This window comes from Pseudoalteromonas sp. S3178 (assembly GCF_005886985.1).
Lineage (GTDB): Bacteria > Pseudomonadota > Gammaproteobacteria > Enterobacterales > Alteromonadaceae > Pseudoalteromonas > Pseudoalteromonas carrageenovora.
The window spans coordinates 1-447 of record NZ_PNCW01000244.1; the positions used below are offsets into that span (position 1 = coordinate 1).

Consider the following 447-nt stretch of genomic DNA (forward strand, 5'->3'; position numbering starts at 1 on the left):
TAGCACCACAGCGGCTTTTAAAGGTCCAATTTCATTGACCTTTTTAAGGCGAGTAATAATGTCTTCATGGCTGAGCGGCGATTCCGTCTCAGCATGCCAATAGGTTTCTTCTGCGCCTCTAAAGCCGTGACGCATATCGTAGGCATGTAAATTATCAACTAATGCATGCTGAGCAGCCTGTTGCATGTCAGATTCCACACTGGTGTAAACTTTCATGCCAGAGTTATAGGCTTTATCAGTACCGTAGCGTTCGACCATATAGGCGCGAACCATTTCAGAAATGTAAGGTGCATACAGCTCAATCTCAGCACCATGGAATTTAGCTGTGATGGGAGCTTGTGTCGCCTCATCATATTCTGCTCGGGTAATATACTTTTCAGCAAGCATTCGTCCGAGCACAACATTCCGGCGCAATTGCGCGCGCTCTGGGTTACGAATTGGATTTAA

General features: G+C 46.1%; 1 pseudogene. It reads right to left on the reverse strand.

Annotated features, from left to right (window positions below):
- Nucleotides 1-447 (reverse strand): annotated as a pseudogene (locus CWC11_RS20795) (penicillin-sensitive transpeptidase); the annotation flags it as partial.